General features: G+C 67.0%; 20 protein-coding genes and 3 tRNA genes. 5 read left to right on the top strand and 18 right to left on the bottom strand.

All coding sequences use genetic code 11. From position 1 onward, the window contains the following. Positions 1 to 10: 10 nt before the first annotated feature. Both ccmB and ccmA read right to left on the bottom strand, forming a co-directional pair. Positions 11 to 739 carry a heme exporter protein CcmB gene (gene ccmB, locus ACQ1W9_RS16885; protein ID WP_346062757.1) on the bottom strand — a complete coding sequence of 243 codons (729 nt, stop codon included), beginning with the start codon at positions 737 to 739 and terminating at the stop codon, positions 11 to 13. Then, complete coding sequence (ccmA, locus tag ACQ1W9_RS16890) at positions 726 to 1,370, bottom strand: cytochrome c biogenesis heme-transporting ATPase CcmA (RefSeq protein ID WP_431024396.1); 645 nt, start codon at positions 1,368 to 1,370, stop codon at positions 726 to 728. The genes ccmB and ccmA overlap by 14 nt, the downstream gene beginning before the upstream one ends. A gap of 210 nt (positions 1,371 to 1,580) precedes the next feature. On the opposite strand from ccmA, the gene lexA reads away from it, so the two are divergent. Both lexA and ACQ1W9_RS16900 read left to right on the top strand, forming a co-directional pair. Further along, positions 1,581 to 2,048 carry a transcriptional repressor LexA gene (gene lexA / locus ACQ1W9_RS16895; RefSeq protein WP_431024397.1) on the top strand — a complete coding sequence of 156 codons (468 nt, stop codon included), beginning with the start codon at positions 1,581 to 1,583 and terminating at the stop codon, positions 2,046 to 2,048. After that, complete coding sequence (locus ACQ1W9_RS16900) at positions 2,045 to 2,665, top strand: IMPACT family protein (protein ID WP_431024398.1); 621 nt, start codon at positions 2,045 to 2,047, stop codon at positions 2,663 to 2,665. Before lexA ends, ACQ1W9_RS16900 begins: the two co-directional genes overlap by 4 nt. 606 nt (positions 2,666 to 3,271) lie before the next feature. Here ACQ1W9_RS16900 and ACQ1W9_RS16905 read toward each other — a convergent pair. The 3 genes from ACQ1W9_RS16905 to ACQ1W9_RS16915 all read right to left on the bottom strand — a co-directional run bounded on the left by ACQ1W9_RS16905 (position 3,272) and on the right by ACQ1W9_RS16915 (position 6,743). Next, positions 3,272 to 4,591: a sodium ion-translocating decarboxylase subunit beta gene (locus ACQ1W9_RS16905; RefSeq protein WP_431024399.1), complete on the bottom strand. Its 1,320-nt coding sequence runs from the start codon at positions 4,589 to 4,591 to the stop codon at positions 3,272 to 3,274. A 10-nt stretch (positions 4,592 to 4,601) separates the two neighbouring features. Further along, positions 4,602 to 6,425, bottom strand: coding sequence for a sodium-extruding oxaloacetate decarboxylase subunit alpha (gene oadA, locus ACQ1W9_RS16910; protein ID WP_431024400.1), 1,824 nt, complete (start codon positions 6,423 to 6,425; stop codon positions 4,602 to 4,604). A 75-nt stretch (positions 6,426 to 6,500) separates the two neighbouring features. After that, positions 6,501 to 6,743, bottom strand: coding sequence for an OadG family protein (locus ACQ1W9_RS16915; RefSeq protein ID WP_431024401.1), 243 nt, complete (start codon positions 6,741 to 6,743; stop codon positions 6,501 to 6,503). Between the two features lie 161 nt (positions 6,744 to 6,904). Between ACQ1W9_RS16915 and ACQ1W9_RS16920 the strand changes: the two genes are divergently transcribed. After that, entirely contained in the window at positions 6,905 to 7,858 is a 954-nt protein-coding gene (locus tag ACQ1W9_RS16920; RefSeq protein WP_431024402.1) for a tRNA dihydrouridine synthase, read from the top strand. A 211-nt stretch (positions 7,859 to 8,069) separates the two neighbouring features. On the opposite strand, the gene ACQ1W9_RS16925 is transcribed toward ACQ1W9_RS16920, so the two are convergent. The 9 genes from ACQ1W9_RS16925 to ACQ1W9_RS16965 form a co-directional block, all read right to left on the bottom strand. Beyond that, positions 8,070 to 8,146: transfer RNA gene (locus ACQ1W9_RS16925), tRNA-Arg, on the bottom strand. A 57-nt stretch (positions 8,147 to 8,203) separates the two neighbouring features. After that, positions 8,204 to 8,280 (bottom strand) — tRNA-Arg (locus ACQ1W9_RS16930). A 32-nt stretch (positions 8,281 to 8,312) separates the two neighbouring features. After that, a tRNA-Ser gene (locus tag ACQ1W9_RS16935) sits at positions 8,313 to 8,405 on the bottom strand. 100 nt (positions 8,406 to 8,505) lie between these two features. Further along, a complete protein-coding gene (csrA, locus tag ACQ1W9_RS16940; RefSeq protein WP_346062765.1) occupies positions 8,506 to 8,700 on the bottom strand; it encodes a carbon storage regulator CsrA in 195 nt (64 codons plus the stop codon). Positions 8,701 to 8,883: 183 nt separating this feature from the next. Then, complete coding sequence (locus ACQ1W9_RS16945; RefSeq protein WP_346062766.1) at positions 8,884 to 10,134, bottom strand: aspartate kinase; 1,251 nt, start codon at positions 10,132 to 10,134, stop codon at positions 8,884 to 8,886. 92 nt (positions 10,135 to 10,226) lie between these two features. Beyond that, positions 10,227 to 12,839: an alanine--tRNA ligase gene (gene alaS, locus ACQ1W9_RS16950; RefSeq protein WP_431024403.1), complete on the bottom strand. Its 2,613-nt coding sequence runs from the start codon at positions 12,837 to 12,839 to the stop codon at positions 10,227 to 10,229. 438 nt (positions 12,840 to 13,277) lie between these two features. Next, positions 13,278 to 13,757 carry a regulatory protein RecX gene (locus ACQ1W9_RS16955; protein WP_431024404.1) on the bottom strand — a complete coding sequence of 160 codons (480 nt, stop codon included), beginning with the start codon at positions 13,755 to 13,757 and terminating at the stop codon, positions 13,278 to 13,280. Between the two features lie 3 nt (positions 13,758 to 13,760). Next, positions 13,761 to 14,825 carry a recombinase RecA gene (gene recA / locus ACQ1W9_RS16960; RefSeq protein ID WP_346062769.1) on the bottom strand — a complete coding sequence of 355 codons (1,065 nt, stop codon included), beginning with the start codon at positions 14,823 to 14,825 and terminating at the stop codon, positions 13,761 to 13,763. A 96-nt stretch (positions 14,826 to 14,921) separates the two neighbouring features. Beyond that, on the bottom strand, positions 14,922 to 15,440 hold the full coding sequence (locus ACQ1W9_RS16965; protein WP_431024405.1) for a CinA family protein: 519 nt from the start codon (positions 15,438 to 15,440) through the stop codon (positions 14,922 to 14,924). Between the two features lie 103 nt (positions 15,441 to 15,543). Between ACQ1W9_RS16965 and mutS the strand changes: the two genes are divergently transcribed. Together mutS and fdxA are read left to right on the top strand one after the other, a co-directional pair. Further along, positions 15,544 to 18,108: a DNA mismatch repair protein MutS gene (gene mutS, locus ACQ1W9_RS16970; protein WP_431024406.1), complete on the top strand. Its 2,565-nt coding sequence runs from the start codon at positions 15,544 to 15,546 to the stop codon at positions 18,106 to 18,108. A gap of 242 nt (positions 18,109 to 18,350) precedes the next feature. Beyond that, complete coding sequence (gene fdxA, locus ACQ1W9_RS16975) at positions 18,351 to 18,674, top strand: ferredoxin FdxA (protein WP_346062772.1); 324 nt, start codon at positions 18,351 to 18,353, stop codon at positions 18,672 to 18,674. Positions 18,675 to 19,162: 488 nt separating this feature from the next. Here the strand turns inward: fdxA and eno are convergent, their stop codons facing one another. The 4 genes from eno to ACQ1W9_RS16995 form a co-directional block, all read right to left on the bottom strand. Beyond that, positions 19,163 to 20,455 carry a phosphopyruvate hydratase gene (gene eno, locus ACQ1W9_RS16980; protein WP_431024407.1) on the bottom strand — a complete coding sequence of 431 codons (1,293 nt, stop codon included), beginning with the start codon at positions 20,453 to 20,455 and terminating at the stop codon, positions 19,163 to 19,165. A 56-nt stretch (positions 20,456 to 20,511) separates the two neighbouring features. Further along, complete coding sequence (gene kdsA / locus ACQ1W9_RS16985) at positions 20,512 to 21,363, bottom strand: 3-deoxy-8-phosphooctulonate synthase (protein ID WP_431024408.1); 852 nt, start codon at positions 21,361 to 21,363, stop codon at positions 20,512 to 20,514. 15 nt (positions 21,364 to 21,378) lie between these two features. Beyond that, entirely contained in the window at positions 21,379 to 23,040 is a 1,662-nt protein-coding gene (locus tag ACQ1W9_RS16990) for a CTP synthase (RefSeq protein WP_431024409.1), read from the bottom strand. A 564-nt stretch (positions 23,041 to 23,604) separates the two neighbouring features. Continuing rightward, on the bottom strand, positions 23,605 to 25,023 hold the full coding sequence (locus ACQ1W9_RS16995) for an FAD-dependent oxidoreductase (protein ID WP_431024410.1): 1,419 nt from the start codon (positions 25,021 to 25,023) through the stop codon (positions 23,605 to 23,607). Positions 25,024 to 25,070 lie beyond the last annotated feature (47 nt).

Genomic DNA, 25,070 nt, shown 5'->3' on the forward strand with positions numbered 1-25,070 from the left:
CTCGAAAAAATTATCCGTTGACGCTGATGCGCAGCGCCGCGGCGATGGCCCAGGGCGCCAGCATCACCGCCAGGGCCAGCAGGGCCCCGAGAATCGCCAGATGAGCGGCGACCCCATCCCCCAGCAGGGCGGCCTGAACGGCGCCGGCGCCGAAGATCAGCACCGGGATATAGAGCGGCAAGACCAGCAGCGACAACAAGACCCCGCCCCGCGCCAGGCCTACCGTCAGGGCGGCGCCGATGGCGCCCACCAGGCTCAGGCTGGCGCTGCCCAGGGCCAGGGCCAGCATCAGGATCAGATGACTGCCCGCGGGCAGCCCCAGCATCAGGCCCAGCACCGGCGCCATCAGCGCCAGGGGCAGGCCGGTCAGCAGCCAGTGTACCATCACCTTGGCCAGCACCATGGCGGCCAGGGGCTGGGGGGCCAGCAGCAGTTGCTCGAGGCTGCCATCCTCGAAGTCGGCACGGAACAGCGAATCCAGCGACAGCAGGGTCGCCAGCAGGGCCGCCACCCACAGCAGCCCCGGCGCCACCGTGGCCAGCAACTCGGGATCCGGGGAGAGCCCCAGGGGAAACAGGGTGATCACCAGGGCGAAGAACGCCAGGGGGTTCATCACCTCGCTGCGCCGGCGCAGCATCAGGGTCAGGTCGCGCCTCAGGGTCGCGATAAGTGCGACCCCGAGGCCGCCGTGGGGTTCCATGATCGCCAGGGGCCGATCGAGGGTATTACTGGATGACATGGCGCCCTCCCTCGCCCAGGCGAATCCGCCGTAGCTCGCCCAGGGGCGTCAGGTCATGGTGGGTGGTGAGGATCACGCTGCCGCCGCGGCGGGCATGGGCCAGCAGCCGCTGCTCCAGGGCCTCGACGCCCTGCTTGTCGATGGAGGTGAAGGGCTCGTCCAGCACCCACAGGGGGCGCGGGGTCAGCTCCAGACGGGCCAGGGCCACCCGGCGCTGCTGCCCCGCCGACAGCTGGGCCGCCGGCACATCCTCGAAGCCCAGCAGGCCGACCCGCTCCAGGGCCGTCAGGCGCGCCGCCTCGTTGCCGGCGTCGCCGGCCAGGGCCTGGTACCAGGCGAGGTTTTCCAGGGGCGTCAGGGCCGCCTTGACCCCCGGCGCATGGCCGAGGTAGAGCAGGTTGGTCAGGTAATGGTCACGCACCCGGGAGAGCGGCTGATCGCACCAGCGCAGCTCGCCCTCGAAGTCGTGCAACTGGCCGGAGAGAATCTTCAGCAGGCTGGTCTTGCCACTGCCATTGGGTCCTTCGATACGCAGGATCTGGCCGCCTTCGACGTCGAAATCCAGGTCGCGAAACAGCTCGCGCCCGTCGCGTTCACAGCTCAACTGGCAGCCTTGCAGGCGGAAGCTCACCACACTCTCCCGGCGTCGATGGTCAGCCGCGCACTTTACATGGAAAGCCTTTCCCAGACCAGCATGGGCCGTGCGTCAGCCGGTCGCATCGCGACTCGGTCGAAGGTGGCGCTTGCCAGTTGGCCAGGCCTTGCTATGATTCAGACTACTGTAAATAGTTACAGTGAACCGGCCTTCCGGCTTCGCGCCGCCTCGCAAGGGAGATGGAGCATGCAGTCTGTCGCCACCCACTACCTCTACCGCCGCCCCAACCTGCCCCTGGCCGACGCCTGGGAAGTCCTCGATGACAGCGACCTGGTGGAGATCCCGCTGCTCGGCCAGGTCGCCGCCGGGATGCCCATGGAGGCCTGCCATCAGGCCGGCGCCATCCATGTGCCCAGTCGCATGGTACGCCGCAATACCTATGCCCTGCGGGTGCGCGGCGATTCGATGATCGACTGCAATATCCATGACGGCGACGTTATCATCATCGAGCGCCAGGAGAGCGCCGAGAATGGCGAAACCGCCGTGGTGATGATCAACGACCAGGAGGTCACCTTGAAGAAGCTCTATATCGAGAAGCGCGGCGTGCGCCTGCAGCCCGCCAACGAGAGCATGGCCCCCATCTTCCTCAAGAACGACGACGTCCAGGTGCTGGGCCTGGTGATGGGTGTGGTGCGTCAGGGCCTGGATGGATGAGCTACCCGGTTCCCGACCTGCCCGCGGATGAGTGGCTGGCCCATGAGCTGGAGGTGGAGAAGAGCCGCTTCCTCGCCTGGGTCTGCCATGCGCCCAGCCCGGCCGACTTCGAGGCCCTGCTCGCCAAGGCGCGGCGCCAGCATCCCAATGCCAGCCACCACTGCAGCGCCTTTATCGCCGGCCCGCCCGGCGAACAGCAGGCCATCGGCTTCTCCGATGACGGCGAACCCGGCGGCACCGCCGGCCGCCCCATGTACCAGGTACTGGAGGGCAGCGGCCTGGGCCAGGTGGGCTGCGTGGTGACCCGCTACTTCGGCGGCACCAAGCTGGGCACCGGCGGCCTGGCCCGGGCCTATGCCCAGGCGGTGGCCCAGGCCCTGGAGGCGCTACCCACCCGCCCCTTCACCCCGCGGGAATCGCGGCGCCTGGCGGTGGCCTTCGCCGGCGAGGCGGAGGCCCGGCACTGGCTGGAGGGCCGGGACGTGCCCATCGAGGCCGTCGACTATGGCGCCGACGGGGTCATCCTCACCGTGGGCTGGCCCCAGGGCGAGCCCGTCGATATCACCCCGCTTAGCGCCCGCCTCAAGGGCGACGTGCGCCTGCTCGATAGCCCCTAGCCTACTCCCCCGATGCAAGAGGCGACGTGTGGCGCCGACTAGCGCTCAGCGGCCGATAAACGGGGTTGGCTGACTCACTGGCGACTTCACACGCGGCTTGCCTGGGGACAGACCGTCGCGGGGCGCTGTAAACCCCTCCCTGGGCGCTACCGATGCCCTGCTTCGCTCTCGCATCCTGCTCCACTCGCAGGACCGGGGCTGGCCATCCATGGCCAACCCGTTCGGAGCCGTGCTCCTCACCCCTGGTCAAAAAGCCCCCGCTCCGTTCTATCCCCAGCGCCGCTCACCTTTCTGGCCATGCTTGTCTCGGGGCGGAGGCATTGCTACGTAAGCGCGGAGCTGGCTAGCGAAGCGACGTCGCCGAGACGCTGACGAGAAGCGAGCGACTCGCGTGGGATCGACAGGGATGTCGAGCCCAGGGGCGGCGAGAGGGACCTCGGTCCGCCCCGGCGCGTCAGTCGCAAGCGGAGCGTCAGGGTTTCGTCCCGGCGAGGAGCGAGTCAGCCAGCCCCGCGCTTGGCCAAGCGAGTCAGCCGGCTTCGCGCCCCCATACGACGATGGCGCCCCTTGGGGCGCCATCGAAGAGCATGCGAGCCGGCCGAAGCCTTAGCCCAGGTACTTGATCATCACCCCGGCGGCCACCGCCGAGCCGATCACCCCGGCCACGTTGGGCCCCATGGCATGCATCAGCAGGAAGTTGTGCGGGTTGGCCTCCAGGCCCACCTTGTTGGAGACCCGCGCCGCCATGGGCACCGCCGAGACCCCCGCCGAACCGATCAGCGGATTGATCGGCATCTTGCTGACCGAATTCAGCAGCTTGGCCATCAGGATGCCCGCCGCGGTACCGATGCCGAAGGCCACGATCCCCAGCCCCATGATGCCCAGGGTCTCCATCGCCAGGAACTGGCTGGCCACCAGCTTGGAGCCCACCGACAGCCCCAGGAAGATGGTGACGATATTGATCAGGGCGTTCTGGGCGGTATCGGAGAGGCGTTCCACCACGCCGCACTCGCGCATCAGGTTACCGAAGCAGAACATCCCCAGCAGCGGCGCGGCATCCGGCAGGAAGAGCGCCACCAGCACCAGCAGCACCAGCGGGAAGACGATCTTCTCCAGCTTGGAGACCGGGCGCAGCTGGGTCATGGCGATGGCCCGCTCCTTCTCGCTGGTCAGGGCACGCATGATCGGCGGCTGGATCAGCGGCACCAGCGCCATATAGGCGTAGGCCGCCACCGCGATGGCCCCCAGCAGCTCCGGCGCCAGGATGCTCGACACATAGATCGAGGTGGGCCCGTCGGCCCCGCCGATGATACCGATGGCGGCGGCCTGGTTGAGGGAGAAATCCATCACCCCCATGGCCGACAGCCCCACGGCCCCCAGCAGGGTCGCAAAGATCCCGAACTGTGCCGCGGCCCCCAGGAAGAGGGTGCGCGGATTGGCCAGCAGGGGGCCGAAGTCGGTCATGGCCCCCACCCCCATGAAGATCACCAGGGGCGCGATGCCGGAGGCGATGGCCACGCTGTAGAACTGGTACAGCATGCCATTGCTGTAACCGGCGCCCTTGGCGATATCGGTGGCGGCCCGCACCAGCTCCGGTGGCAGGCCATCATGGGCGACGCCGTAGAGGGTGGTGCGCCACGCCTCCACATCGCTGCCGCCGAGGCTCACCTGCATGGCCGAGGCCAGTTCCTGGAGCACCGCCGGCCGCGCCACCTCGATGGCCTGATCCAGCGCCGAAAGTGCCAGGCCCGCCTCGGGGATATTGGCCAGGATGCCGCCGAAGCCGATGGGCACCAACAGCAGCGGTTCGAACTTCTTGTGGATCGCCAGGTAGAGCAGCACCAGCCCGATGGCGATCATCACGACTTGGCCCAGGCCCAGGTTGTAGAGCCCCGAGCCGTACCAGAGAGTCAGCAACTTATCCATGACGATGCCCTTAGAGAACGATCAGCGTATCGCCGACCGATACGCTGTCGCCTTCCTTGACCTTGACCTCGGCGACGGTACCGCCGATGGCGGCGCGCACTTCGGTCTCCATCTTCATCGCCTCGAGGATGATCACCACATCGCCCTCGGCGACGCTGTCGCCCGGCTTGACGTTGACCTTGAAGATATTGCCGGCCAGGGGCGCGGCGATGGCCTCGCCACTACCGGCGGCGGGCGCCGCCGGAGCGGGCTGAGCGGCCGGCTGGACGGCACCGCCCTGGGCCTGCACCCGCTCGATCTGACCACCCTCGGCCACCTCGACGACATACTGCTTGCCGTTGACGGTGAGGGTATAGGTCTCGGGTCCATCGGCCGCCGCCGGTGCCTTGGCCTCGGCCTTGGCCGGCACTTGGGAAGCGCCGTTGTCCGCAGCCTGGGGCGCCGGCTCAAAGGCATCCGGGTTGTCGCGGTTCTTGAGGAACTTCAGGCCGATCTGCGGGAAGAGCGCATAGGTCAGGACATCGTCGATCTCGCGCTCGCCCTCGGCCAGGCGGATGCCCTCGGCCTTGGCCTTGTCCCTGAGCTCGGCGGCCAGGCGATCCATCTCCGGCGCCAACTGATCCGCCGGACGGCAGGTGATGGGCTCGCCGCCCTCCAGCACCCGCGCCTGCAGCTCCTGGTTGAACGCGGCGGGGGCGGCACCGTACTCGCCCTTGAGCAGCGCCTGGACCTCCTTGGAGATCGACTTGTAGCGCTCACCCATCATCACGTTCATCACCGCCTGGGTGCCGACGATCTGGGAGGTGGGGGTGACCAGGGGAATAAAGCCCAGGTCCTCGCGCACCTTGGGAATCTCGGCCAGGACGTCGTCCAGCTTGTCGCCGGCGCCCTGCTCCTTGAGCTGGCTCTCCATGTTGGTGAGCATGCCGCCGGGCACCTGGGCGACCAGGATGCGCGAGTCGATGCCCTTCAACGAGCCCTCGAAGGCGGCGTACTTCTTGCGCACCTCGCGGAAGTAGGCGGCGACCTCTTCCAGCAGCTCCAGGTCGAGACCGGTGTCCCGCTCGGTGCCCTGGAGGATGGCCACCACCGACTCGGTAGGGCTGTGGCCATAGGTCATGGACATGGAGGAGATGGCGGTGTCGACGTTGTCGATACCCGCTTCGGCGGCCTTGAGGGCGGTCGCCGTGGACATGCCGGTGGTGGCATGGCACTGCATATGGATGGGGATGTCCACCGCGGCCTTGAGCTTGGTGACCAGCTCATAGGCGTCGTAGGGCTTGAGCAGGCCAGCCATGTCCTTGATGGCCAGGGAGTCGGCGCCCATGGCGGCGATCGTCTTGCCGAGTTCGACCCAGCCATCCAGGGTATGCACCGGGCTGACGGTGTAGGAAAGGGTGCCCTGGGCATGGCCTTCCACCTTGCGCACCGCGGCGATGGCCCGCTCCAGGTTACGCGGATCGTTCATGGCGTCGAAGACCCGGAAGACGTCCACGCCATTGGTACGCGCCCGCTCGACGAACTTGTCCACCACGTCGTCGGCATAGTGGCGGTAGCCCAGCAGGTTCTGGCCGCGCAGCAGCATCTGCTGGCGAGTATTGGGCATCGCCTCCTTGAGGGCGCGGATGCGCTCCCAGGGATCCTCGCCCAGGTAGCGAATACAGGCGTCATAGGTGGCGCCGCCCCAGGACTCCACCGACCAGAAGCCGACCCGGTCGAGCTTCTCGGCGATGGGCAGCATGTCATCCAGGCGCATGCGGGTGGCAAGCAGTGACTGATGAGCGTCTCGTAGCACCACATCGGTGATGCCCAGCGGGCGTTGGGTCTGACTCATGACCTTGTCGTCCTTATGATTGGAAGTCGAAGCGTGACAGTCGGGAGGGCGAATCCCGGTGCGAAGCGTTTCGCCTTAGCGACGATGACGCCGGCGATAGCGGTGCACGGCGGCACTCATCACCGCCAGCAGTTCCTCGTCGTCCTGCCGGGCCGGCGCCGCGGCCGCCGCCTTCGGCTCGGGCACCGGCACCAGTCGATTGACCACCCCGCTCATCAGGGTGGTGGCGATGACCAGCAACGTCAGGAAGACGAAGACGAAGCCCATGCCGAAGCCCATCAGGGCCAGGCCTTCTTGTAAGAGTTCCGTGTCCAGCATCTCAATGTTCCCCTTGCTTCGCTCGCTGCCGGTGAACTTGCCGGGCGGCGAGCGCTATTCGGCTGATACAATACGCTGCCTGAATCTACAAAGTTTGCAATGGCACCATGGTTGACCAGCTTGTTAATTTACTACATCAGGGACGGATCGGCCTAGCGCCCATGGAGGGCGTGATCGACGCCCATGCCCGCACCCTGCTCACCGAGCGTCCCGGCTTCGACTGGACGGTCACCGAGTTCGTGCGCGTCGTCGATGCCCGCCTGCCGCCCCGGGTCTTCCATAAGCACTGCCCGGAACTGAGGGTCGCGCCCCCCGCCACCCCCAGCGGCATCCCGGTGCAATTGCAGCTGCTGGGCTCCGACCCAGAGGCCCTGGCCGCCAATGCCCACCAGGCCCTGCGCCTGGGCGCCAGCGGCATCGACCTCAACTTCGGCTGCCCGGCCAAGACCGTCAATCGTCACGATGGCGGCGCCGCCCTGCTGCGCGACCCGCGGCGGGTCGAGCGCGCCGTGGCCGCCGTGGCGGAAGCCGTGGGCACCAGGGTCCCGGTGACCGCCAAGATCCGCCTCGGCTTCTCCGATCGTCGCCTGGCCCTGGCCTGCGCCCTGGCGGCCCAACGCGGCGGCGCCCGCCACCTGGTGGTGCATGCCCGCACCCGGGACGAGGGGTATCGCCCGCCGGCCCACTGGGAGTGGATCGGCCGCATCCGTCGCGCCCTGAGCATTCCGGTGATCGCCAATGGCGATATCTGGACCCTGGAGGACTACTGGAAGGCGCGCACCCTCTCCGGCTGCCGGGACGTGATGCTCGGCCGTGGCGCCCTGGCGGACCCCTGGCTGGCACCGCGCATCCGCCACTGGCAGACCACGGGCGAGCGCCTGCCGGCCACGCCCTGGGCGGCCCGGGCCGAGATCCTCCGCGCCTATGCGGCATTGCAGCATAGCACACTTCCCGAACGGGTCGTGGTGTCGCTACTCAAGCAATGGCTCAACCAGATGCGCGGCCGCGACCCGGAGGCGGCACGCCGCTTCGCCACGCTGCGCCGCATCACAAGGCTGGGCGATTTTCTCGAGGGCCTCGCGGCGACACAAGACGAGACGGCGCTGGCGGACTAAAAACGCCGCTAGCAGACAATCGGAAGACGCCGAGAAAGGAGGTTGACGGAAAACCGGACGGCGCGGCGCCGTCGATATGGGGGTTGACCCGACAAAAAGAAGGCGCCTGCGGCTAGGCCGGGCGCCGAACGATCGTCGAGCCCCGCCCTCGCTGGCAGGACTCGCTAGTGAAAAGCAGAAAACCCGCTCCGATTGGAGCGGGTTAGGTATCTGGCGCGCCCGGGAGGATTCGAACCTCCGACCACCTGATTCGTAGTCAGGTACTCTATCCAGCTGAGCTACGGGCGCTGATCAGAAAACTCAGGCAACTCTTATCGACATGAGCCATCAATACGATATCGATAATGGCGCGCCCGGGAGGATTCGAACCTCCGACCACCTGATTCGTAGTCAGGTACTCTATCCAGCTGAGCTACGGGCGCTTGCCTGTGTGTCGATGCCGGCCTAAGCCGTATGGCGGAGAGGGAGGGATTCGAACCCTCGATGAGGCTATAAACCCCATACTCCCTTAGCAGGGGAGCGCCTTCAGCCACTCGGCCACCTCTCCCTCATCAACACGGCGCGTATGTTACCGTTTCCGATGGGGTTTGTCCAACACTCGGAGGAACTTTTTTATTCGGGAAGCGGAAGCGGGCGGATTTCCTGCCTTAGACGGGGTTGCCCTCGTCTTCATCGGCCCGTTCTCGCTGGATGCGTTGATAGATCTCTTCGCGATGTACCGCGACATCCTTGGGGGCATTGACGCCAATGCGTACCTGGTTGCCCTTGACGCCCAGGACGGTGACGGTGATGTCGTCGCCGATCATTAACGTCTCACCGACACGGCGGGTCAAGATGAGCATGGCTGATCTCCTTCTCAGACTTATGGTTGCACGGGATGCGCATTATTTTATGTAACCAAACCGAATTATGCGTCATGGGAGGCCTCCAGGCCAAATGACCCGCTTAACGAAAATGCCGAGACCCCTGGGGGCCTCGGCATTCGGGCCTTCCCTTCAGCGTAGAAGGGATGGCGGCCGGCGGCGTCACTCGCTCTCGATATCGTCCTTGTCGAGGCCGAAGGCGCTGTGCAGGGCACGCACGGCGAGCTCCATCTGCTTCTCGTCGATCACCACCGAGATCTTGATCTCGGAGGTGGAGACCATGCGGATATTGATGTTCTCCTCGGAGAGCACGCGGAACATCTTGGAGGCCACACCGGCGTGGGAGCGCATGCCCACACCCACCAGGGAGACCTTGGCGATATTGTCATCGCCCTTGACCTCGCCCTCACCCAGGTCCGGCAGCACCTGCTCGTTGAGGATCCTCAGGGTCTGTTTGTAGTCGCCCTTGGCCACGGTGAAGGTGAAGTCGGTGTAGTCGCCGGCCGGCGCCACGTTCTGCACGATCATGTCGACTTCGATATTGGCGTCGGCGATGGGCCCCAGGATCCGCGAGGCCACGCCGGGCACGTCCGGGGTATTGAGCAGGGTCAGCTTGGCCTCGTTGGCGGTGAAGGCGATACCGGAGATCAGCGGTTCTTCCATGGAATCCTCTTCTTCATCTGTGTCAGCGACGATCAGGGTGCCGGGGCCGTCCTGGAAACTGGACAGCACGCGCAGCGGCACATTGTATTTGCCGGCGAATTCGACGGCGCGGATCTGCAGCACCTTGGAGCCCAGGCTGGCCAGCTCGAGCATCTCCTCCACGGTGATGGTGTCCAGGCGACGCGCCTTGGAGCAGACCCGCGGGTCGGTGGTGTAGACGCCGTCCACGTCGGTATAGATCTGGCACTCGTCGGCGCCCAGGGCCGCGGCCAGGGCGACGCCGGTGGTGTCGGAGCCACCGCGGCCGAGGGTGGTGATATTGCCCTCCTCGTCGACCCCCTGGAAGCCGGCGACCACCAGCACCTTGCCCTCGTCCAGGTCCTCGCGCATCTCGTCGGTCTCGATGCGCTGGATGCGCGCCTTGGTATGGGCGCTGTCGGTGAGAATGCCCACCTGGGAACCGGTGTAGGAGGTGGCCGGCACGCCCAGCTTGTGCAGGGCCATGGCCAGCAGGGAGATGGTCACCTGCTCGCCGGTGGAGACCAGCATGTCCATCTCGCGGGGCGTGGGCTCGTCATTGATCTCGTTGGCCATGCCGATCAGGCGATTGGTCTCGCCGCTCATGGCGGAGACCACCACCACCACCTGATGGCCGTCGTCGCGGAACCCCTTGACCTTCTCGGCCACGGCCTTGATGCGCTCCACGGAGCCCACCGAGGTGCCGCCAAATTTCTGTACGTATAACGCCATATGCAAGTGTCCTGATTGGTCAGTGAATCGATGAATGATCGGGAACCGGCAAAGAAAAGGGCCGGGGCATCGCTGCCACTCGGCCCTTCGTATCAAGAGGCGAGCTTGGCCTCGAGCCAGCTCGGCACACTATCCAGGGCCCCCGGCAGGGCGGATGCATCGCTGCCCCCGGCCTGGGCCATGTCGGGGCGGCCGCCGCCCTTGCCCCCCACCTGGGCGGCCACGTGATTGACCAGCTCGCCGGCCTTGACGCGAGCGGTGAGGTCGTCGGTGACCCCGGCGATCAGGCTGACCTTGCCGCCTTCCGGGTCGGCCACGCCGAGCACGATGATGCCGGATCCCAGCTTGTTCTTGAGCTGATCGAGGACACCGCGCAGCTCCTTGCCGGAGACGCCCTCGAGCTGCTTGGCCAGCAGCTTGACGCCACCCACCTCCTGGGCCTCGGCGAGCATGTCGCTGCCGGCGGCGCTGGCCAGCTTGGCCTTGAGGCGCTCGAGCTCCTTCTCCAGGCCGCGGTTGCGTTCGGTCAGGGCGGCGACCCGCTCCTCGACCTGCTCCGGCTTGGCCTTGAGGCGCTCGCCGATGCGCGCCACCCGGGCCTCCTGCTCGCGGAAGTAGGCCAGGGCCGCCTCGCCGGTAAGCGCCTCGACCCGGCGCACGCCGGCGGCAATGCCCGCCTCGCCGACGATATGGAAGCAGCCGATGTCGCCGCTGCGCGCCACGTGGGTGCCGCCGCACAGCTCCACGGAGTAGCCGTCGGCGCCGAGGGTCAGCACCCGCACGCTGTCGGCGTACTTGGCCTCGAAGAGCGCCGCCGCACCCCGGGCCTTGGCCTCGTCGAGGCTCATATGCTCGACGCGGGTCTCGGCATTGGCGAGGATCTGGGCGTTGACCCGGGACTCCACCTCGGCCAGTTGCTCGGGCGTCATCGCCTCGAAGTGGCTGAAGTCGAAGCGCAGCCGCTCGGCGCTGACCAGGGAGCCCTTCTGCTGCACATGCTCGCCCAGGACCTCGCGCAGCGCCTGGTGCAGCAAATGGGTGGCGGAGTGATTGCGCACCGTGGCGCCGCGCAGAGAGGCGTCCACCCGGGGCTTCACCTGGGCGCCCACGGCGAGTTCGCCCGCCACCATCAGCCCCTGATGGAGGTGATGACCGCCCTGCTTCTGGGTATCGGTGACCTGGAAGCGACCGCCGTCGAGCTCCAGGTAGCCGGTATCGCCCACCTGGCCGCCGGACTCGCCGTAGAAGGGGGTGCGATCCAGCACCACCACGCCCTTCTGGCCTTCGGCCAGGCCCGCCAGCTCGTTGCCGGCGGTATCGACGATGGCGGTGACGGTGGCCTCGTCCTCCAGGCGGTCATAGCCGGTGAAGTCGGTCTCGCCATCGAGCTCGAGCGCCGCGCCATAGTCGGCGCCGAACTGGCTGGCGGCCCGGGCCCGCTCGCGCTGGGCCTCCAGTTCGCGCTGGAAGCCGGCCTCGTCGAGGCTCACGCCGCGCTCGCGGCAGACGTCGGCGGTCAGGTCATAGGGGAAACCGTAGGTGTCGTAGAGCTTGAACACCGTCGCCCCGGGCAGCACCTCGCCGTCGAGCTCGCTCAGCGCCGCTTCCAGCAGGCCCATGCCATGATCCAGGGTGCGCGCGAACTGCGCCTCTTCCTTGGCCAGCACCCGCTCGATCTGCTCACGGCCCTGGCGCAGCTCCGGATAGGCGTCGCCCATCTCGGCATCCAGCGCCGCCACCAGCTTGTGGAAGAAGGCGCCCTGGGCGCCCAGCTTGTGGCCGTGGCGGATGGCGCGGCGGATGATCCGGCGCAGCACATAGCCGCGGCCCTCGTTGGAGGGCAGCACGCCGTCGGCGATCAGGAAGGCGCAGGAGCGGATATGGTCGGCGATCACCCGCAGCGAGGGGGTGCTGGTGTCATCGTGACCGGTGGCCTCGGCCGCCGCCTTCAGCAGGTTCTGGAAGAGGTCGATCTCGTAGTTGGAGTGCACCCCCTGCATCACCGCGGCGATGCGCTCCAGGCCCATGCCGGTGTCGATGGAGGGCTTGGGCAGCGGATTGAGGGTGCCCTGGGCGTCCCGGTCATACTGCATAAAGACCAGGTTCCAGATCTCGATATAGCGATCACCGTCCTCTTCCGGGCTGCCGGGAGGGCCGCCCCAGACCTCGGGGCCGTGATCGAAGAAGATCTCGGAGCTGGGACCGCAGGGGCCGGTATCGCCCATCTGCCAGAAGTTGTCCTCGTCCAGCTTGGAGAAGCGCGCCGGGTCGATGCCCATCTCCTCCTTCCAGATCTTCTCCGCCTCGTCGTCGCTGATATGCACCGTGACCCAGAGCTTCTCCTTGGGCAGGCCCAGGGTCTCGGTGAGGAAGGTCCAGGCGAAGCGAATGGCGTCGCGCTTGAAGTAATCGCCGAAGCTGAAGTTGCCCAGCATCTCGAAGAAGGTGTGATGGCGGGCGGTATAGCCGACGTTGTCCAGGTCGTTGTGCTTGCCGCCGGCGCGCACGCAGCGCTGGGACGAGGTGGCCCGCACATAGGGGCGCGGGTCGCGGCCCAGGAAGACGTCCTTGAACGGCACCATGCCGGCGTTGGTGAACAGCAGGGTCGGGTCGTTGCCCGGCACCAGGGAGCTGGACGGCACGATGGTATGGCCCTGCGCCTCGAAGTAGCTCAGAAAGGCCTGTCTGATATCTGCACTCTTCATAATAAGTCCGTGTGGATAAGCCTGAAGACGCCTGGGCGCCCGGCGCCGGGGCACCGTCGCAAAGAAGACCATTATAACGCAGTCGTCAAGGAACTTTCAGCGGGCCATCGGCGACCGCCGCTGTCGCGGGGAGATAAGCGGCCAACAGAAGCGAGCATGGTCGCTGGAGCAACCGCTGTAGACGCTAGGACGAGCCCGCAAGCGGGGCTAGCTAGCGAAGCGACGTCGCCAGGACGCTGACGAGTAGCGAGCGACTAGCGGGGATCGACAGGGATGTCGTATCCAGGGCCGGCGAGAGGGACCTCGGTCCGGCCCGACGCGTCAGTCGCGAGCGCAGCGTCAGGGTTTCGTCCTGGAGAGGAGCGAGTCGGTTAGCCCCGCGACTGACGGGAGGCATCTATCGCAACAGGGCCTCTCTTCAGACGCTGAGGCTCGGAGCTACGACTCCTCATCACTCCAGGCCGTCTCCAGGGCATAACGCACCTGGTCGAAGCTGAAGCCGCGCCCGGCCAGGAAACGCTCCTGGCGGGCCCGCTCCTTGGGGGTCGCAGCGGGGGCGGCGAAGCGTCGACCCAGGGTCTCGGCGGCCAGGGCGAACCAGTCGAGCTCGCCGGCGGCCTCGGCCTCCCTGAGGAGCGTATCGATGGCCTCCCGGGAGAGGCCCCGCTGGCCCAGATCGGCGCGCACCTTCAGGGGCCCCTGACCCCGGGCCAGCCGCGAACGCAGGAAGGCCTCGGCGAAGCGGGCATCGCTCTGCAGGCCCTGCTCGGCCAGGGCAGCCAGGCACTCGGCGATGGCCTCGGCGGCATGCCCCTTGTTGGCCAGGCGGCCCTCCAGCTCGCTGCGCGAATAGTCGCGCCGGGCCAGCAGGCGGATGGCGTCCTCCCGGGGGGAGGCGCGATCGGCATCGCGACTCATCGCTTAGAGCAGATCGCCCTCGCCGTCGGCCTGCGGGGCCTCGGCGGGTTCGGCCGGCTCCTCCGCCGGAGACGCATTGGCCAGCAGCTGGGCGCGAATCTGGCTTTCGATCTCCTCCATGATGGCCGGGTTCTCCTCCAGGTACTGGGCGGCATTGGCCTTGCCCTGACCGATCTTGCTGCCCTGGTAGCTGTACCAGGCGCCAGCCTTGCTTACCAGGCCACACTGCACGCCCAGGTCGATCACCTCTCCGGCATGGTAGATGCCCTTGCCGTAGAGGATCTGGAACTCCGCCTGACGGAAGGGCGGCGCCACCTTGTTCTTGACCACCTTGACCCGGGTCTCGTTGCCGGTCACCTCGTCGCCCTGCTTCACCGAGCCGGTGCGGCGGATATCCAGGCGCACGCTGGCGTAGAACTTCAGGGCGTTACCGCCGGTGGTGGTCTCGGGGCTGCCGAACATCACGCCGATCTTCATGCGGATCTGGTTGATGAAGACCACCATGCAGTTGGCGTTCTTGATATGGCCAGTGACCTTGCGCAGGGCCTGGGACATCAGCCGTGCCTGCAGGCCGACGTGGGAGTCACCCATCTCGCCCTCGATCTCGGCCCGCGGGGTCAGCGCCGCCACCGAGTCGATGATGATGACGTCGACGCCGCCGGAGCGCACCAGCATGTCGCAGATCTCCAGCGCCTGCTCGCCGGTGTCCGGCTGGGAGACCAGCAGGTCATCCAGGTTGACGCCAAGCTTCTCGGCATAGCTGGGGTCGAGGGCGTGCTCGGCGTCGATAAAGGCGCAGGTCTTGCCCTGCTTCTGGGCCTGGGCGATCACCGACAGGGTCAGGGTGGTCTTGCCCGAGGACTCGGGGCCGAAGATCTCCACCACCCGGCCATAGGGCAGACCGCCGATGCCGAGGGCGATATCCAGGCCCAGGGAGCCGGTGGAGACCGAGGGCATCGTCACCCGCGGGGTGTCCCCCAGGCGCATCACGGTGCCCTTGCCGAACTGGCGCTCGATCTGACTGAGGGCGGCATTCAATGCCTTGGAACGGTTGTCATCCTGAGCCATGGAGGTCTCCTTGGGATCGGTTGGGGCGACGCCCGGGGCACCGCCGTCAATTACTGTATGGTTGGCCAGTAGTATGGCGAAAAAATCGGCCCGCGCCTACTCTTCGAATGCCTCGAGTCGTTGAATCAAGCCGATCAGGGCGATACGCACCGCCTGCTCGCGCACCGCCCGGCGGTCGCCGGGAAGGAGATGGCGCTCGGCCTGCTGGGCCTGGGCATCCCCCCAGGCGAGCCAGACGGTGCCCACCGGCTTGTCGGCGCTGCCGCCGCCGGGGCCGGCCACGCCGCTGATGGCGACACCCAGGGCGGCGCCGCTATCGCGACAGGCGCCGGCCACCATGGCCTCCACCACCGGGCGGCTCACGGCGCCCTGGGCCGCCAGCAGCGCCTCGGGCACCCCGAGCAGCCGCGTCTTGGCGCCGTTGGAGTAGGTCACATAGCCGGTCTCGAAGTAGTCGGAGCTGCCGGCCACCGCGGTGATGGCGCTGGCCACGCCGCCGCCGGTGCAGGACTCGGCGCAGCTGACGGCGACGCCCCGGTCGCGGCACAGCCGCCCCAGGCGCTCGCTCAGGGTGAGCAGGTCGAGATTGGCGAGGTAGCGTCCGCGCTCGGACATGGGAGCCTCCTGATTCAGATGCGATCGCTCCTGACGGAGCCACTGCCTGGGCGTTAGAATACTGCCTTTTGCCAGCGAGTGCAGAGCCTCAACAGGATCCCCGATGTCACAGGCCAGTCCCACCCATACGCCGATGATGCAGCAGTTCCTGAAGATCAAGCGCGATCATCCCGACGCGTTGCTCTTCTACCGCATGGGCGATTTCTACGAGCTCTTCTATGAGGACGCCAAGCGCGCCGCGGCGCTGCTCGATATCACCCTGACCCAGCGCGGCCAATCCGCCGGGGCGCCGATCCCCATGGCCGGGGTGCCCTACCATAGTGCCGAGAACTACCTGGCGCGCCTGGTGGGCGCCGGCGAGTCGGTGGCGATCTGCGAGCAGATCGGCGACCCGGCCACCAGCAAGGGGCCGGTGGAGCGCAGGGTGGTGCGCATCGTCACCCCCGGCACCCTCTACGACGAGGCCCTGCTGGACGCCCGCCGCGACAACCTGCTGTTGGCCGTGCATCCGCGCCAGGGCACCTGGGGCCTGGCCTGGCTGGAGCTCTCCAGCGGCCGCTTCGGGGTGCTGGAGGTCGAAGGCGAAGGCGAGATGCTCGCCGAGCTCCAGCGCCTCGACCCGGCGGAGGTGCTGGCGGGCGAGGATCTCGAGCTGCCGCCTCAGCTGGCCGAGCGCCGCGGCCTGCGCCGCCAGAGCGCCTGGCTCTTCGAGGCCGAGAGCGCCCGGCGCATCCTCTGCGATCAGTTCGGCGTCCAGGACCTGCGCGGCTTCGGCTGCGCCCACCTGGAGACCGCCCTCACCGCCGCCGGGGTGCTGATCGACTATGCTCGGGACACCCAGCGCTCGCGGCTGCCCCATGTCACCGCCATCGGCGTGGAGAGCCGCGACGACGCCGTAGTGATCGATGCCGCCAGCCGCCGCAACCTGGAGATCGATATCAACCTGGGCGGCAACGGTGACAACACCCTGGCCAGCGTGCTCGACACCACCACCACCGCCATGGGCTCACGGCTGCTCAAGCGCTGGCTCAACCGCCCGCTGCGCGACGCTACCCTGGTCACCCGGCGCCAGGCGGCGGTGACCCTGCTGCTGGAGGCGGAGGGCTATGGTGAGTTGCGCGAGCGGCTCAAGCCGATCGGCGACTGCGAGCGCATCCTCGCCCGGGTGGCCCTCTACAGCGCCCGCCCCCGGGACCTGGCACGGCTGCGCGACGCCCTGATCGCCCTACCGGAACTGGCCGAGGCCCTGGCCGGCTACCCGGAGGGCTCCAGCCTGGACGAACTGAAGCGCCAGATCCGCCCCTACCCGGAGCTCGCCGACACCCTCTCCCGGGCCCTGGTGGAGAACCCGCCGGTGGTGATCCGCGACGGCGGGGTGATCGCCGAGGGCTTCGACGCCGAGCTCGACGAGCACCGCGGCCTGGCCGAGCACGCCGGCGACTACCTGGTACGACTGGAGACCCGGGAGCGGGAGCGCACCGGCCTGCCCGGCCTCAAGGTCGGCTACAATCGGGTCCACGGCTACTACATCGAGATTCCCCGCGCCCAGGCCAAGGAGGCCCCGGCGGACTATATCCGCCGCCAGACCCTGAAGAACGCCGAGCGCTTTATCATCCCCGAGCTCAAGGAGTTCGAGGACAAGGCGCTCTCCGCCAAGTCCCGGGCCCTGGCCCGGGAGAAGCTGCTCTACGACGGCCTGCTCGACACCCTCAATGCCGAGCTGGAGGCGCTGCAGGCCACCAGCCGTGCCCTGGCCGCCCTGGACGTGCTGACCACCTTCGCCGAGCGGGCCGAGGCCCTGGACTTCACCCGCCCGACCCTGGAGGCCACCCCGGGCCTGGAGATCCGCGGCGGGCGCCACCCGGTGGTGGAGCAGGTCTCCGATGGCCCCTTCGTGCCCAACGACCTGGTCATGGACGACGAGCGCCGCATGCTGGTGATCACCGGCCCCAACATGGGCGGCAAGTCCACCTATATGCGTCAGGCGGCGCTGATCGCCCTGCTCGCCTATACCGGCAGCTTCGTGCCGGCAGCCGCGGCGCGGCTCGGCCCGGTGGATCGCATCTTCACCCGCATCGGTTCCTCCGACGACCTGGCCGGCGGGCGCTCCACCTTTATGGTGGAGATGACCGAGACCGCCAATATCCTCCACAACGCCAGCGACCAGAGCTTGGTGCTGATGGACGAGATCGGCCGCGGCACCAGCACCTTCGACGGCCTGTCGCTGGCCTGGGCCAGCGCCGAGCACCTGACCCGCACCCGCGCCTTTACCCTCTTCGCCACCCACTACTTCGAGATGACCGCCCTGGCGGAACAGGCCGAGGGGGTCGCCAACGTGCACCTGACCGCGGCGGAGCATAAAGACGGTATCGTCTTTATGCACCGGGTGGAGGAAGGGCCGGCCAGCCAGAGCTATGGCCTGCAGGTGGCCCAGCTGGCCGGGGTGCCCCAGGGGGTGATCCGGCGGGCCCGGGAGAAGCTCGCCCAGCTGGAACAGCAGGAGGTGGATCAGCCCCGCCCCGCCGCCGACGGCGCCGCACCGCTGCAGAACGACCTCTTCGCCAGCGCCCCCCACCCCTTGGTGGAGGCCCTGGAGGGGCTGGATGTGGACGACCTCAGTCCCCGCCAGGCCCTGGAGCTGCTATATCAGTGGAAGAAGCGCCTCTAGAATCAGGCACTCGCCGGTGGAATGGCGAGGGGCGCCGGGGCAAGCCGAAGCGCCTTCAGGCCCGAGAGCAGAAGCGATCGTCCAGCAAGCCGCTTGACGCAGCTTGCTGGCCCGGAAAGACGCCTCTAGAATAGGGCGCCATTAGAATGGCGGCTTATAATAGGGACGTCGCTTATAACCTTATTCATTACTGCCTCGGTGGCCATGCGACCGCCGAGCCCCAACCGACCGAGGGGAAACCCATGACATTCGTCGTCACCGAAAACTGCATCAAGTGCAAGTACACCGACTGCGTCGAAGTCTGCCCGGTGGACTGCTTCTATGAAGGCCCCAACTTCCTGGTGATTCACCCCGACGAGTGCATCGACTGCGCCCTGTGCGAGCCGGAGTGCCCCGCCGAGGCGATCTTCTCCGAGGACGAGCTACCGGACGGCCAGCAGGCCTTTATCGAGCTCAACGCCGAACTGGCGGACGTCTGGCCGAATATTTCCGAGAGGAAGGATCCGCTGCCCGACGCCGAGGCGTGGGATGGCAAGGAAGGCAAGCTGGAGTTGCTGGAGCGCTAGGCACAACCTAAGCCGACACCCCCGGCACCGCGCACACGCAAGACGCCGACCCTAGGGTCGGCGTCTTGCGTGTGCGCCTCAGGCAGGACACAGGCATAAAAAAAGGCGGCCCGAAGGCCGCCCGCTCCTAGCAATTCCTTGAACCGTTCCGTCGGTTCGACTCCCTGGGTGACTTCCTTGCCGAGAAACTTCTTCCCTTACGTACCCGGCGCACCTGACTAGCATCCCGTGGCATCCTGCCGGAAAAGCACTCCCCGCTTTTCCTAATCCCGCGTTCATTGTGGCAGCTCCGGCGCACATCTCAAGGTGCCCAGACGACCGCGGCCGCCCCCTGGGGCGGCCGCGACATCGCGAAAAAATCACCAAAAATCATGAATTTGGCTTTTATTTCACGCCACTGCATTGATCACAACTTGATCAACCAGGGCGACTTCCTCGCCTCCGTGTAAGCGATCTCCTACACGAAATGTCGCCCTGGATGACACGCCTTACTGCCCCTTGATGGCGGAACGGCCCGGGTAGGCGGCCTGGTCGCCCAGCTGCTGCTCGATCACCAGCAGGCGGTTGTACTTGGCGACCCGGTCGCTGCGGCACAGGGAGCCGGTCTTGATCTGGCCCGCGGAGGTGGCCACCGCCAGATCGGCGATGGTGGTGTCCTCGGTCTCGCCGCTGCGGTGGGAGATCACCGCGGTGAAGCCGGCGTCCTGGGCCATCTTGATGGCATCCAGGGTCTCGGAGAGCGAGCCGATCTGGTTGAACTTGATCAGGATGGAGTTGCCGATCCGCTCGTCGATGCCGCGCTTGAGGATCTTGGTGTTGGTGACGAAGAGGTCGTCGCCCACCAGCTGCACCTTGTCGCCCAGCTTGTCGGTCAGCGCCTTCCAGCCGGCCCAGTCGGACTCGTCCATGCCGTCCTCGATGGAGACGATGGGGTACGCCTCGCACAGCTCGGCCAGGTAGTCGACGAAGCCCGCGGCATCATAGGACTTGCCCTCGCCGGCGAGGTTGTACTGGCCGTCCTGGTAGAACTCGGAGGAGGCGCAGTCGAGTGCCAGGGTGACGTCCTGGCCCAGGGCGTAGCCGGCGTCTTCCACGGCCTGCTGGATCACCGCCAGGGCCTCGGCGTTGGACGCCAAGTTGGGCGCGAAGCCGCCCTCGTCACCCACCGAGGTGGCCAGGCCACGGGCACTCAGCACCTTCTTCAGGGCGTGGAAGATCTCGGCGCCCATGCGCAGCGCCTCGCGGAAGTTCGCGGCCCCCACCGGCTGCACCATGAACTCCTGGATATCGACGTTGTTGTCGGCATGCTCACCGCCGTTGAGGATGTTCATCATCGGCACCGGCATATTGAACTGCCCCGGCCGACCGTAGAGCTCGGCGATATGCGCGTAGAGCTCCACGCCCTTGGCGGCGGCGGCGGCCTTGGCGGCGGCCAGCGACACCGCCAGGATGGCGTTGGCCCCCAGGGTCGCCTTGTTGTCGGTGCCGTCCAGCTCGAGCATGGCGTTATCCAGGACGCGCTGATCCTCGGCATCCAGGCCCACCAGGCGCTCGCGGATGGCGCCATTCACGGCGTCCACGGCCTTGAGCACGCCCTTGCCCAGGTAGCGGGCCTGGTCACCGTCGCGCAGCTCCAGGGCCTCGCGGGAACCGGTGGAGGCGCCGCTGGGGGCACAGGCCACGCCCTTGGCGCCGCCGTCGAGCACGACCTCGGCCTGCACGGTGGGGTTGCCGCGGGAGTCGAGTACCTCGAGAGCGCGAATGTCGACGATCTTGGTCATAGGTTTTTCGTCCTTAGTGAGTCAGCGTTGATTGAGTCGGTAGGTCACGGCTCCGCTCAGGATATCTCCAGGGCCGGGAAGCCCTTGACCAGCTCATCGAGGGCCTTGAGCTGGCTCAGGAAGGGGGCGAGGCGATCCAGCGGCAGGGCGCAAGGACCGTCGCACTTGGCGTGGTCCGGATCGGGATGGGCCTCGAGGAAGATCCCCGCCAGGCCCACGGCGACCCCGGCCCGGGCCAGCTCGGCCACCTGCTGGCGGCGACCGTCGGCGCTGTCGGAACGCCCGCCGGGGCGCTGCAGGGCGTGGGTCACGTCGAAGAAAAGCGGGTAGCCGGTCTGCTTCATCTCGCCGAAGCCGAGCATATCGACGATCAGGTTGTTGTAGCCGAAGCTGGAGCCCCGCTCGCAGAGGATCAGGCGGTCGTTGCCGGCCTCCTCGCACTTGCGAATGATATGGCGCATCTCATGGGGCGCCAGGAACTGCGGCTTCTTGATATTGATCACCGCGCCGGTCTCGGCCATGGCCACGACGAGATCGGTCTGGCGGGCCAGGAAGGCGGGCAGCTGGATGATATCGGCCACCTCGGCGGCGGGGGCCGCCTGCCAGGGCTCGTGGACATCGGTGAGGATCGGCACGCCGAAGCGCGCCTTCACCTCGGCGAGGATCTCCAGCCCCTGTTCCAGACCGGGGCCGCGGAAGGAGTGGATGGAACTGCGATTGGCCTTGTCGAAGCTGGCCTTGAACACATAGGGGATGCCGAGGCGGGAGGTGACCTCCACATAGGCCTCGGCGACCTCCAGGGCCAGCTCGCGAGATTCCAGGACATTCATGCCGCCGAACAGCGTCAGCGGCAACTCATTGCCGGTCCGCAGACCGGCAAACTCGAGGGTTTTCTGCGTTACGGCCATGGGGGCTCCTCGGCCTTAGCCTTGCGGTTGGGCCTGGGCCTGCTGGCGGGCCCGCACGTTCTTGTGCTCCAGGGCCGCGTTGACGAAGCCACTGAACAGCGGATGGCCATCGCGCGGCGTGGAGGTGAATTCCGGGTGGAACTGGCAGGCCACGTACCAGGGGTGATCCGGCAGCTCGACCATCTCCACCAGGGAGTTGTCGACGCTCTTGCCGGAGACCACCAGGCCGGCCTTCTCCAGGTCGGCCACGAACTGGTCGTTGACCTCATAGCGATGGCGATGGCGCTCGACGATCTCGTCATTGCCGTAGGCCTCGCGGGCCTTGGTGCCGGCCTCGAGGCGACACACCTGACCACCCAGGCGCATGGTGCCGCCCAGGTCGGAAGCGGCGTCGCGCAGCTCGATCTTGCCCTCCGGGGAGAGCCATTCGGTGATCAGGCCCACCACCGGGTGCTGGGTGTCGTGGGTGAACTCGGTGGAGTTGGCGTCGTCCCAGCCCACCACATGGCGGGCGAACTCGATCACCGCCACCTGCATGCCCAGGCAGATGCCCAGGTAGGGGATCTTGTTCTCGCGGGCGAAGCGCGCCGTGGCGATCTTGCCCTCCACGCCGCGCTCGCCGAAGCCGCCGGGGACCAGGATGGCGTCCTTGTCGGCCAGGCGGTCGGTGCCGTTGCGCTCGATCTCCTCGGAGTCGATATAGTCGACATTGACCTTGACCCGCCCCTGGATGCCGGCGTGAATCAGCGCCTCGTTCAGCGACTTGTAGGCGTCGAGCAGCTCCATGTACTTGCCGACCATGGCGATATTGACCGACTTCAAGGGGTTGAGCTTGGCATCGAGCACCCGCACCCACTCGCCCAGGTCGGCCTCACCGGCCTCCAGGCGCAGCTTGTCGCAGACGATCTCGTCGAGGCCGTGCTCGTGGAGCATCAGCGGGATGCGGTAGATGGTATCGGCGTCCTGCAGGGGCACCACGGCGCGCTCTTCCACGTTAGTGAACAGCGCGATCTTGCGACGCTCGCCGGCCTCCAGCTCCACTTCGCTGCGGCAGATCAGGATATCCGGCTGGATACCGATGGAGCGCAGCTCCTTGACGCTGTGCTGGGTCGGCTTGGTCTTGGTCTCGCCGGCGGTCTTGATATAGGGCACCAGGGTCAGGTGCATAAAGATCGCCCGGTTGCCACCCAGTTCGCTGCGAATCTGGCGGATCGACTCCAGGAAGGGCAGCGACTCGATATCGCCGACGGTGCCGCCGATCTCGACCAGGGCCACGTCGTAGCCCTCGCTGCCGGCATAGACCCGGCGCTTGATCTCGTCGGTGATATGCGGAATCACCTGCACGGTACCGCCCAGGTAGTCGCCGCGGCGCTCCTTGCGCAGCACGTGCTCGTAGACGCGACCCGTGGTGAAATTGTTGCCCTGGGTCATCTTGCTACGAATAAAGCGCTCGTAGTGGCCCAGGTCGAGGTCGGTTTCGGCGCCATCTTCGGTGACGAACACCTCGCCGTGCTGGAAGGGGCTCATGGTGCCCGGGTCCACATTGATATAGGGATCCAGCTTGAGAATGGTGACCTTGAGGCCACGGGCCTCGAGAATCGCCGCCAGCGAAGCCGACGCAATGCCCTTGCCGAGTGAGGACACAACGCCGCCGGTCACGAAGATATATCGTGTCATGGAGAACCTGTCGAAACGTGATCGGAAGGCTCGGCAGGAAGCCGCGCCAGGATGGGACGACAGAATAGCAGAGTGCGACCAATGGCTCAATTTTGGCCGCCTTCCAGCCAATGGGGCAGCACACCCTGCAAGCGGAGTGGCAAGCTAGGCGACTCACAAGGACGAAACCCTGCCTCCTCGCTTGCAGCCTGCGCGACGGGCCGGACCGAGGTCCCTCTCGCCGGCCCTCGATCGACATCCCTGTCGATCGCTACGCGCTGCTGCCCTCGTCGTCAGCGCCCTTGCGACGTCGCTGCGCCTGCCACTCCGCTTTGCGATAAGCATGCCCAGCGTGGTGAGCGGCGCTGGGGACAGGCCGAAGCGGGGGTCCTATGCCAGGGATGGCATCGGTAGCGCCCAGGGACGGGTTTACAGCGCCCCGCTAAGGCCTGTCGCCAGAAAAGCCGCGGGGGACGTCAACCAGCTCCGCTCCACTCGCGAGCGGAGCGTCAGGGTTTCGGCCTGGCGAGGAGCGAGTCAGCCAGCCCCGCTCCACCGGAGCGCCACAGACCACTCACCCTGCGCTTACACCTCCAGGTAGTCGAGGATGCCCTCGGCGGCCTGGCGCCCTTCGTAGATGGCGGTGACCACCAGGTCGGAGCCGCGCACCATATCGCCACCGGCGAAGATCTTCTCGTTGGTGGTCTGGAAGGGATAGGCGCCCTGCTCGGGAGCCATAACCCGGCCGCGCTCGTCCACCTCGATACCGAAGTCGGCGAACCAGGGTGCCGGGCTCGGCTGGAAACCGAAGGCGATCACCACCGCATCGGCGGGCAGTACCTCCTCGGAGCCCGGCACCACCTCGGGACGCTGGCGGCCGTTCTCGTCGGGCTCGCCCAGGCGGGTGCGCACCACCTTGACGCCCTCGACCTTCTCCTCGCCCACCACGGCCACCGGCTGGCGGTTGAAGAGGAAGTCCACCCCCTCCTCCCGGGCATTGGTCACCTCGCGCTTGGAGCCCGGCATGTTCTCCTCGTCGCGGCGATAGGCGCAGGACACGCTGGCCGCGCCCTGGCGGATGGCGGTGCGGTTGCAGTCCATGGCGGTATCGCCGCCACCCAGCACCACCACCCGCTGCCCCTCCAGGGAGACGAAATCGGCGGGATCCTTCTCGAAGCCCAGGCAGTGGTTGACGTTGGCGATCAGGTAGTCGAGGGCCTTGTGGACCCCGGGCAGGTTCTCGCCGGGGAAGCCCCCTTCCATGTACTTGTAGGTGCCCATGCCCAGGAAGACGGCGTCGCACTCCTCGAGCAGGGTCTCGAAGGCCACGTCCTTGCCGACCTCGACGCCGAGACGGAACTCCATGCCCATCTCCTCGAACACCGCCCGGCGCCGCTCCATGACGTGCTTCTCGAGCTTGAACTCGGGAATGCCGAAGGTCAGCAGGCCACCGATCTCCGGGTACTTGTCGAAGAGCACCGGAGTGACGCCATTGCGCACCAGGATATCGGCGCAGCCGAGCCCCGCCGGGCCGGCGCCGATGATGGCCACCTTCTTGTCGGTGCGGGTCACCCGGGACATGTCCGGGCGCCAGCCCATGGCGAAGGCGGTGTCGGTGATGTACTTCTCCACCGAGCCGATGGTCACCGCGCCGAAGCCGTCATTGAGGGTGCAGTCGCCCTCGCAGAGGCGATCCTGGGGACACACCCGGCCACACACCTCGGGCAGGGAGTTGGTCTGGTGGGAGAGCTCGGCGGCCTCGAGGATATTGCCCTCGGCCACCAGCTTCAGCCAGTTGGGAATATAGTTGTGGACCGGGCACTTCCACTCGCAGTAGGGGTTGCCGCAGGCCAGGCAGCGATGCGCCTGGCCCGCCGCTTCCTGGGGCTTGAAGGGCTCGTAGATCTCGGCGAACTCCTTGGCCCGGGTCCGCGCCTCCTTCTTCTGCGGGTCCTGACGGCCCACATCGATAAACTGAAAATCGTTGCTCAAACGGTTAGCCATGGTCTCTGCTCCTAGTCTCTGCGTGGCGATCTCGTCGGCACCGGCCG

It is taken from the genome of Halomonas sp. H5, assembly GCF_050613175.1.
Lineage (GTDB): Bacteria > Pseudomonadota > Gammaproteobacteria > Pseudomonadales > Halomonadaceae > Bisbaumannia > Bisbaumannia salifodinae.

Coding starts and splice junctions, on each gene's coding strand:
- ccmB (WP_346062757.1), bottom strand. CDS start 739: ATGTCATCCAGTAATACCCTCGATCGGCCCCTGGCGATCATGGAACCC.
- lexA (WP_431024397.1), top strand. CDS start 1,581: ATGCAGTCTGTCGCCACCCACTACCTCTACCGCCGCCCCAACCTGCCC.
- ACQ1W9_RS16900 (WP_431024398.1), top strand. CDS start 2,045: ATGAGCTACCCGGTTCCCGACCTGCCCGCGGATGAGTGGCTGGCCCAT.
- ACQ1W9_RS16905 (WP_431024399.1), bottom strand. CDS start 4,591: ATGGATAAGTTGCTGACTCTCTGGTACGGCTCGGGGCTCTACAACCTG.
- oadA (WP_431024400.1), bottom strand. CDS start 6,425: ATGAGTCAGACCCAACGCCCGCTGGGCATCACCGATGTGGTGCTACGA.
- ACQ1W9_RS16915 (WP_431024401.1), bottom strand. CDS start 6,743: ATGCTGGACACGGAACTCTTACAAGAAGGCCTGGCCCTGATGGGCTTC.
- ACQ1W9_RS16920 (WP_431024402.1), top strand. CDS start 6,905: ATGGAGGGCGTGATCGACGCCCATGCCCGCACCCTGCTCACCGAGCGT.
- csrA (WP_346062765.1), bottom strand. CDS start 8,700: ATGCTCATCTTGACCCGCCGTGTCGGTGAGACGTTAATGATCGGCGAC.
- ACQ1W9_RS16945 (WP_346062766.1), bottom strand. CDS start 10,134: ATGGCGTTATACGTACAGAAATTTGGCGGCACCTCGGTGGGCTCCGTG.
- alaS (WP_431024403.1), bottom strand. CDS start 12,839: ATGAAGAGTGCAGATATCAGACAGGCCTTTCTGAGCTACTTCGAGGCG.
- ACQ1W9_RS16955 (WP_431024404.1), bottom strand. CDS start 13,757: ATGAGTCGCGATGCCGATCGCGCCTCCCCCCGGGAGGACGCCATCCGC.
- recA (WP_346062769.1), bottom strand. CDS start 14,825: ATGGCTCAGGATGACAACCGTTCCAAGGCATTGAATGCCGCCCTCAGT.
- ACQ1W9_RS16965 (WP_431024405.1), bottom strand. CDS start 15,440: ATGTCCGAGCGCGGACGCTACCTCGCCAATCTCGACCTGCTCACCCTG.
- mutS (WP_431024406.1), top strand. CDS start 15,544: ATGTCACAGGCCAGTCCCACCCATACGCCGATGATGCAGCAGTTCCTG.
- fdxA (WP_346062772.1), top strand. CDS start 18,351: ATGACATTCGTCGTCACCGAAAACTGCATCAAGTGCAAGTACACCGAC.
- eno (WP_431024407.1), bottom strand. CDS start 20,455: ATGACCAAGATCGTCGACATTCGCGCTCTCGAGGTACTCGACTCCCGC.
- kdsA (WP_431024408.1), bottom strand. CDS start 21,363: ATGGCCGTAACGCAGAAAACCCTCGAGTTTGCCGGTCTGCGGACCGGC.
- ACQ1W9_RS16990 (WP_431024409.1), bottom strand. CDS start 23,040: ATGACACGATATATCTTCGTGACCGGCGGCGTTGTGTCCTCACTCGGC.
- ACQ1W9_RS16995 (WP_431024410.1), bottom strand. CDS start 25,023: ATGGCTAACCGTTTGAGCAACGATTTTCAGTTTATCGATGTGGGCCGT.